4 protein-coding genes and 1 pseudogene are annotated in these 6827 nt (G+C 73.6%); 2 read left to right on the forward strand and 3 right to left on the reverse strand.

Features of this window, described 5'->3' with window-relative positions; all coding sequences use genetic code 11:
* Positions 1 to 44: 44 nt before the first annotated feature.
* Positions 45 to 1274: a Gfo/Idh/MocA family protein gene (locus tag GA0115242_RS15675; RefSeq protein ID WP_093828802.1), complete on the forward strand. Its 1230-nt coding sequence runs from the start codon at positions 45 to 47 to the stop codon at positions 1272 to 1274.
* Positions 1275 to 1440: 166 nt separating this feature from the next.
* On the opposite strand, the pseudogene GA0115242_RS15680 reads toward GA0115242_RS15675, so the two are convergent.
* Positions 1441 to 1776: pseudogene (locus GA0115242_RS15680) on the reverse strand (PRC-barrel domain-containing protein); the annotation flags it as partial.
* A gap of 171 nt (positions 1777 to 1947) precedes the next feature.
* Positions 1948 to 2118 carry a hydrophobic protein gene (locus tag GA0115242_RS15685; protein ID WP_093828804.1) on the reverse strand — a complete coding sequence of 57 codons (171 nt, stop codon included), beginning with the start codon at positions 2116 to 2118 and terminating at the stop codon, positions 1948 to 1950.
* 274 nt (positions 2119 to 2392) lie between these two features.
* Here GA0115242_RS15685 and GA0115242_RS15690 point away from each other — a divergent pair, with 274 nt between their 5' ends.
* Positions 2393 to 4195 (forward strand): flavin-containing monooxygenase, encoded by a 1803-nt coding sequence (locus GA0115242_RS15690; protein ID WP_093828806.1) that lies wholly within the window; start codon positions 2393 to 2395, stop codon positions 4193 to 4195.
* Positions 4196 to 4257: 62 nt separating this feature from the next.
* Here GA0115242_RS15690 and tkt read toward each other — a convergent pair whose 3' ends face one another.
* On the reverse strand, positions 4258 to 6483 hold the full coding sequence (gene tkt, locus GA0115242_RS15695) for a transketolase (protein ID WP_093828808.1): 2226 nt from the start codon (positions 6481 to 6483) through the stop codon (positions 4258 to 4260).
* Between the last annotated feature and the right edge of the window lie 344 nt (positions 6484 to 6827).

A 6827-nucleotide genomic window follows, 5' to 3' on the forward strand; every position in this document is an offset into this window, starting at 1 on the left:
GCCGCGGGCCGGACACCCCCGCACCACGAGAAAGGACCGTCCCCATGGACGACCGTGCCCAGCCGCAGGACCGCGAACTCAGGGTCGGGGTGGTCGGCGTCGGACAGCGCGCCGACCTGGCCACCCTGGCGAACCTGCCGGGTGTCGCCCGGGTGGTGTCCTGCGCCGACCCCAGCCCCCGGGGCCAGGACGACGCGAGGCGCCTGTTCGGAGACGGCGTCACGGTCCGCGAGCGGTACGAGGAGATGCTCGGCGACGACCTGGACGCGGTGTTCGTCCTCACCCCGGACGACCTGCACACCCGGCCCGCGCTGTTCTTCCTGGAGGCCGGGGTCGCCGTCTTCGTGGAGAAGCCGCTCGCGATCACCCTCGCCGACTGCGACGCGCTCCTCGCGGCCGCCCATCGCACCCGCACCCGGCTGTACGTGGGCCACAACCTGCGCCATCTGCCGATGCTGCGCAGGGTGCGGGAGCTGATCGACACCGGCGCGATCGGCCGCGTACGGGCCGTGTGGTGCCGTCACTTCGTCGGGCACGGCGGCGACTTCTACTTCAAGGACTGGCACGCCGAGCGGGCCCGCACCACAGGACTGCTGCTGCAGAAGGGCGCGCACGACCTCGACGCCATCCACTGGCTGGCCGGCGGCTACACCCGCGACGTCGTCGCGCAGGGCGCCCTCGCCGTCTACGGCGACAACCCGCGCCGTGCGGGCAGGGAGGCGGCGCCGGGGCAGGAGCGGATGCCCGACTGGTTCGACCCGGAGATCTGGCCGCCGGCGAAACTGCGCGACCTGCACCCCGTCGTCGACGTCGAGGACATCAGCATGATGCTGGGGCGCCTGGACAACGGGGTGCTGACCAGTTATCAGCAGTGCCACTTCACCCCCGACTACTGGCGCAACTACACCGTCATCGGGGACGAGGGCCGCCTGGAGAACTTCGGCGACGGCATCGACGGCGACCCCGCCACCGTCAAGGTCTGGAACCGGCACCGCTCGGGCTTCCGCGACGACGCCGATCTGGTCGTCGCCGTCCCGGCGGCGAGCGAGGGGCTGCACGGCGGCGCGGACCGGGCGCTGGTCGAGGAGTTCCTGCGGTTCGCCGCTTCCGGGGGCGCCACGGAGACCTCCCCGGTGGCGGCCCGGGAGGCGGTGGCGGCCGCGGCCTCGGCGACGGCCTCGCTGCGCGCGCACGGCGCGCGCGTCGACGTGCCCGCGCTCGACCCCGTCCTCGTCGACTACTTCGCGCGCCACCAGGACGACCCCGCCCGGTGAACGGCCCGCCCCCCGGGCGGACACGGCGAGGCCGGGGCGGACCGCTGCGGGCGGTCGGCCCCGGCCCCGGCCGGTGAGCGGCGGACGCTCAGATCATCGGGCGGCCCAGCGTCGACGGGTCCGCGCCCGGGGTGCCCGGTACGGGGGCGTCGTCCGCGCGGGTGGTCCCGTAGTGGGTGCCGACCTGGTCGTGGTACTCGGGGTTGCCCAGGTGCGTGTTCTTGTCGAACTCGGGCGCGCTCTTGATCTCGTCCTTGGTGCGCGCGACCTGGATCGTCCTGGCCTCGGCGTCGATCCCGACGATGGTGCCCGCGGGGAGCAGCACCTCCTTGCCGAAGATCCACACCCCGGTGTCCACCACGATGTACTGCGACCCCACGTCGTTGGAGTGCTTGTCCACCTTGCCGATGTGGCCGTCCGTGGCCTCGACCTTGTAGCCGGTCAGGTCGGCGTCCGGAGTGTGACCAGCGCTGGCCGGGTAGTCCCAGATGTTCTCGGTCATGGTCGTACCTCCGTGTATCAGTCGCTTCCGGTCGGTCGGTGCGGGTCCGCACCGTGCGTCCGTTCCGGCGACACCCCCCGGTTGTCCAGGGCGGGCGTCCTCAAACAATGTCCGCGGCGGCGAACCGCGTTCAGCGCTTCCGCGCCTCGGGGCCCGTGTCCGCGGCCCGGTTCACCACCGGTACCAGCGGCCCCTGCCGCCGCTTCCGGCACCGGGCCGGATCACGAAGCCGAGCAGCCACACCACCAGGACGATGACGGCGATCCACCACAGGGCCTTCAGGGCGAAGCCCGCGCCGAAGAGGATCAGGGCCAGAAGAAGAACCAGAATCAAAGGAACCATGTTGTCAACTACCTCCTGGACAACGGGTTCTCCCCGATCACCTTTACAAACACACAAAAGCCGCGTTTCTTTCACGCGTGCCGGGGCATCCTGCCGCCCCGCACAGGGGTGCCCCGTCCGGCGCCCGTCACTCCCCCGCGGCCGCGTCAACCCGGCGCCCGGCGGCGGCGGGTGGATCGCGGACGCCCTGTATCCGCAACTCAGCAGCACACAGGGGTTGTTGGGCACCCGGCGGGACGGACAGGACATCACGCCCGATCAGTACAGTCGCCGCATGTCCACCCCGACCGTTCCTCCCGCCGGGCGTCCCAGCCCGGCCGGCGCCCACGCGCTGCGCGCCCGTTACCGCGCCGAACGCGCCCGCAGACTGCGCCCCGACGGCGCCGCCCAGTACCGGCCGCCCACCGGCGCGTTCGCCGCCGACCCGTACGCCGACCCGGAGTTCACCCGGGCCCCGCTGACCGACCGCGTCGAGGCGCTGGTCGTGGGCGGCGGCTTCGGCGGGCTGCTCGCCGGGGCCCGGCTGCGGCAGGCGGGCGTGGAGTCGGTGCGCGTCGTGGAGCGCGGCGCCGGCTTCGGCGGCACCTGGTACTGGAACCGCTATCCCGGGGTCCGCTGCGACGTGGACTCCTACGTCTACCTCCCGCTGCTGGAGGAGACCGGCACCATGCCGACCTGGAAGTACGCGCCGGGCGAGGAGATCCGCCGCCACGCACTGGCCGTCGCGGACCGGTTCGGGCTCTTTGAACAGGCCTGCCTCCAGACCCGGGTCACCGCCCTGACCTGGGACGACACCGAGGCGGAGTGGACGGTCGAGACCGACCGCGAGGACCGGATCAGGGCCCGGCACGTGATCCTGGCGACCGGCCTGTTCGGCGACGCGCGCCTGCCGGGCATCCCCGGCATCGAGACCTTCACCGGCCGGATGTTCCACACCAGCCGGTGGGACTACGCCTACACCGGCGGCGGCGCGGACGGCGGCCTCACCGGGCTCGCGGGCAAGCGGGTCGCGCTCGTCGGCACCGGGGCGACCGGCGTCCAGGTCGCCCCGCTCCTCGCCGAGTCAGCCGGTCACCTCTACGTCTTCCAGCGCACCCCGTCCTCCGTCGATGTGCGCGGCAACCGTCCGACCGACCCCGCGTGGGCCGCCTCGCTGCGGCCCGGGTGGCAGCGGGAACGGCGGGAGAACTTCGCGCGGATGCTCGCCGGGGTGCCCGTCGAGGAGGACCTCGTCGCCGACAGCTGGACCGGCGCCGGCCATCTGCACGAGAAGGTGCTCCCCACCGACCGGTTCGCCCACCTCACCGCCGAGGAGCGCGAACGGGCCTACGAGGAGGCCGACTTCGCGAAGACGGCGGAGCTGCGCGCCCGGATCGACGCGCTGGTCGACGACCCCGTGACCGCCGAGCGGCTCAAGCCCTGGTACCCGTACATCTGCAAGCGGCCCACCTTCAGCGACAGTTACCTGCCGATGTTCAACCGGCCCGACGTCACCCTCGTCGACACCGCGGACACCCGGGGCGTGGAGCGGATCACCGGGAACGCGCTCGTCGTCGGGGACACCTCCTACGAGGTGGACTGCCTCGTCCTCGCCACCGGGTACGACGTGGTCACCGGCGCCCTCTCCGGCACCCTCCCGATCCGGGGCCGGGGCGGCATCCCGCTGCTGGAGAGCTGGGCCGAGCGCGGGCCGCGGACCCTGCACGGCTTCCTCAGCCACGGCTTCCCCAACCTGTTCCACCAGGGCAGGATCCAGAAGGCGGCCACGGCGAACTACCTGCACGCGGTGGACGAGCAGTCGGTGCACATCGCGGCGATCGTCGCGGAGGCCCGCAGGCGCGGGGTCCGCGTCGTGGAACCGACGGAGTCGGCCCAGGAGGAGTGGGCTGCGACGATCCGCGCGAAGGCCGTCGACCTGTACACGTTCCACGCCGGATGCACCCCCGGCTACTACAACAACGACGGGGACCCGCCGCGCGGCAGCGAGATCTACGGGGACGGCCCGCTGGCCTTCCACCGGCTGCTGCGCGAGTGGCGCGCGGGCGGGGGCATGGACCAGGTGCTGGGTCCCGCGTAGCGGGCGGGGCGCCGAACGTGGTGACGCTCGGTGCCCCGCCCGTGCCGGGGTCCCCGGTGGGGTCAGGGGTGGTCGGCGGTGCCGCCCTCCGGCGGGGCGGCCTTGCCCCGGCGACCGCCCGGGTACGGCGCGTTCCCGGCGTCCCGGACGCTGTCACGGGCGGCTGCGGCCACCGCGGCGGGCGTGATGCCGAACTCGTCGTACAGGCGCTGGTAGTCGGCGGAGGCGCCGTAGTGCTCCAGGCTGACGATGCGGCCCGCGTCCCCCACCACCTCGCGCCAGCCCTGTCCGACGGCTGCCTCGACGCTGACCCGGGCGCGCACCTCGGGCGGCAGCACCTTCTCCTGGTAGGTGAGGGGCTGCGCGGCGAACCACTCGCGGCACGGCATGGACACCACGCGGACGCCGACACCCTCGTCAACGAGGAGGTCCCGGGCGGCGAGCGCGATCTGCACCTCGGAGCCCGTCGCCACGAGGATGACGTCCGGGACGGCGCCGTCGGCGACGTCGGTGAGGACGTAGGCGCCCCGGACCGCGCCTGCCGCCGGGGCGAACTCGCCGCTGTGACGGTCCAGGATCGGCAGGTTCTGCCGGGTCAGGACGAGTCCGGCGGGCCGGTCGGTGTGTTCCAGGACGGTCCGCCAGCAGGCCGTCGTCTCGTTGGCGTCGGCGGGGCGCACCACGTCGAGGCCGGGGATGGCGCGCAGTGCCGCGAGGTGCTCGACCGGCTGGTGGGTGGGTCCGTCCTCGCCGAGGCCGATGGAGTCGTGCGTCCACACGTAGGTGACGGGCAGTTCCATCAGCGCGGCCAGCCGCACCGCGGGCCGCATGTAGTCGGAGAAGGTGAGGAAGGTGCCGCCGTAGGGGCGGGTGAGGCTCTGGAGGGCGATGCCGTTGAGGATGGAGCCCATCGCGTGCTCGCGGATGCCGAAGTGCAGGGTGCGTCCGTAGGGGCCGCCCTTCCACTGCGCGGTCTGCCGGTCGGCCGGGACGAACGACGGCGCGCCGTCCATCGTCGTGTTGTTGCTCTCGGCGAGGTCGGCCGATCCGCCCCAGAGTTCGGGCAGCGTGTCGGCGAGCGCGGAGAGCACCTCGCCTGACGCCTTGCGGGTCGCGATGCCCTTGGGGTCGGCGGGGAACTCGGGCAGGACGTCGGTCCATCCCTCGGGCAGCCGCTGGGCGCGCAGCCGGTCCAGGAGCGCGGCGCGGTCCGGCTGGGCCGCGCGCCAGGCGTCGTAGCCCTCCTGCCAGCGGGCGTGCTCGGCGCGGCCCCGCTCGGTGGCCTCGCGGGTGCGGGCCAGGACGGCGTCCTCGACGACGAAGGACCGTCCGGGGTCGAAGCCGAGCAGCTTCTTGGTCGCCGCGACCTCCTCCTCGCCGAGGGCGGAGCCGTGCGCCTTGCCGGTGTTCTGCTTGGTGGGGGCGGGCCAGCCGATCAGGGTGCGCAGCATGATCAGGGAGGGCCGCCCGGTCTCCGCCTTGGCCGCCTCGACGGCCGCGAGGAGGGCGTCGACGTCCTCCACGTAGCCGTCGGCCCGGGTCCAGTCGACGGTCTGGACGTGCCAGCCGTAGGCCGCGTACCGGGCGGGGACGTCCTCGCTGAAGGCGACGTCCGTGTCGTCCTCGATGGAGATGTGGTTCGAGTCGTAGAAGACGACCAGGTTGCCGAGTTCCTGGTGTCCGGCGAGCGAGCTGGCCTCCGAGGTGACGCCCTCCATGAGGTCGCCGTCGGAGGCGATGACGTAGACGTGGTGGTCGAAGGGGCTGGCGCCGGGTGCGGCGTCGGGGTCCAGGAGGCCGCGTTCGCGCCGGGCGGCCATGGCCATGCCGACGGCGGCGGCCAGGCCCTGGCCGAGCGGTCCCGTGGTGATCTCGACCCCGGCGGTGTGCCGGTGCTCCGGGTGTCCCGGGGTCGCCGAGCCCCAGGTGCGGTACGCCTCGATGTCGGAGAGCCGGAGGCCGTATCCGGCCAGGTAGAGCTGGATGTAGAGGGTCAGGCTCGAATGGCCGCAGGACAGCACGAAGCGGTCCCGGCCGAGCCAGCGGTCGTCGGACGGGTCGTGCCGCAGCACGTTCTGGAACAGCAGATAGCCCAGGGGCGCGAGGCTCATCGCCGTGCCGGGGTGGCCGTTGCCGACCTTCTGCACGGCGTCGGCGGCCAGCAGCCGGACCGTGTCCACCGCCCGTACGTCCGTCGCGTCCCAGCCGGTCCGGTCGGCGACGGGCAGCGCCAGGCCGCTGTCCCGTCCGGTGGTCCCCGGTCCGTTGCCGGGCTTCTCGCTCGTCATGCGGGCTCCTTCTTCGCCAGGTCGATTTGCGCGGTTCGTTCTCCCGGCATTGTCGCCGCGACCCCGGTCCTCGCCCTGTCCGGCAGGCCGAGGACCGCACGGACGACGACCGTCCGCCGCACGGCGGCGGCACCGGGACCGGCGGGCCGGGTACCCGGGTGACGCCGACGTACGCGGGACGGCCGGGGCCGGGTGGACAGGGGGCTCGCGATCGTGGCTGGTCGGCGGGGGCGGGGGCGAGGGATGAGGGGGGAAGGGATGGGGGCACAGGCTGGGGGCGGGGGCCTGCGGGCGCGGGCTGCGGGCTGCGGGCAGGGGCCTGCCGTCGCGGGCTGGGGGTCGGC

It is taken from the genome of Streptomyces sp. SolWspMP-5a-2 (assembly GCF_900091845.1).
GTDB lineage: Bacteria > Actinomycetota > Actinomycetes > Streptomycetales > Streptomycetaceae > Streptomyces > Streptomyces doudnae.